General features: G+C 58.5%; 2 protein-coding genes. Both read left to right on the top strand.

The genetic code is table 11. The features are described from left to right. Positions 1–442, top strand: a 442-nt coding sequence (locus A3754_RS05230) for a copper resistance protein NlpE (RefSeq protein ID WP_231880497.1), incomplete at its 5' end; no start/stop codon positions are given. 303 nt (positions 443–745) lie between these two features. Continuing rightward, a partial coding sequence (locus tag A3754_RS05235; protein ID WP_063519008.1) for a MotA/TolQ/ExbB proton channel family protein occupies positions 746–1,302 on the top strand: 557 nt, incomplete at its 3' end.

The following is a 1,302-nucleotide window of genomic DNA, read 5'->3' on the forward strand; positions in this document are numbered from 1 at the left end:
ATTCATGAAGACTTATTTCGCCGCCGCTGTTCTCGGCTGCACCGTTGCGTTTGCCGGCTGCCAGAGCCAACCGGAAGCGCCGATTAATCCTACCGCACAGAAAGAAATCTACAGCGGGATGCTCCCCTGTGCAGACTGCTCGGGCATTCGTACCACCCTGACCCTGTACCGCGATCAGCACGACAGCCCTACCCGATTCGAGCTGCGTGAAGAGTACATGAGCGGCTCCACCGTGAAACTGAATGCCGTGGAACGGGGTAACTGGGCATCGCGCAAATACCAGGAAGGCGTTACCCAGGAAGATGTCTACACCATCAACCCAGAGGCCGATGACGACACCCAACGCCAATATCTCAAGGACGCGGTCAATGCCATCGAGCAACTGGACCAGTCCGGCAACCGGATTGAATCGAACCTGAATTACCGTTTGCTCAGCAAATAATCCGTATCGATGGGACGAAAAAGGCGCTTCGGCGCCTTTTTCGTTCCCGCTCCCCCTCGCAGCCCTTTTACCTGCGGCACTTTGCCGCTACCTGTGAATACATCCCAAATAGGAATGACTTGCATTAAGAAGGTAAAACTCTTAGTATTGCGAACCCTATTCAACCCTTGACGCTCATGTAATTGCCGCGCGCCACCCTGTGATTTCCTGTCATCGGGCTTCCATTATTACGCGGTAGACTACATAAGCCTTTGTGTACCCAAGACCGGGCACCTGATCATTTGCCCATAGCTGGAGTTTTCCATGCCCCCAATTTCCCTGCACTTGCCGGAATGGTTTGTCAGTGGCGGCGCCACCATGTGGGTCCTCGCCCTGTTGTCCGTGATTGCCCTGGCCACGCTGATTTCCAAGATCCTGCAATTTGCCCGTATCCGCCCCGGCAACAGCCGCCAGGCGGACCAGCTGCTCAATGCTCTGCGTCAGGGCAAACAGCCCGGCGAGCCGGGCAAGCTCAACAGCCCCATCGACCGGGTTCTGTGGCAGTGCTGGCAGAACCGCAATCTGGACGAAGCCGCCTGGCAAGAAGAAAGCCTGCGCCTGGCGCGCAGCGGCCTGGATGAACTGCGCGGCGGCCTGCGGGTGCTTGAAGTGATCAGCGCCATCGCCCCGTTGCTGGGCCTGCTGGGTACCGTATTCGGCATGATCGGCGCTTTCCAGGCACTGGAAACCGCTGGCTCACAGGTGGATCCCTCGATTCTTTCCGGCGGTATCTGGGAAGCCCTGCTGACCACCGCCGCCGGCCTCACCGTGGCGATCCCGACTCTGGCCGCATTCCACTGGGCCGACCGCAGCATCGAGCA

The organism is Alcanivorax sp. HI0083 (genome assembly GCF_001635175.1).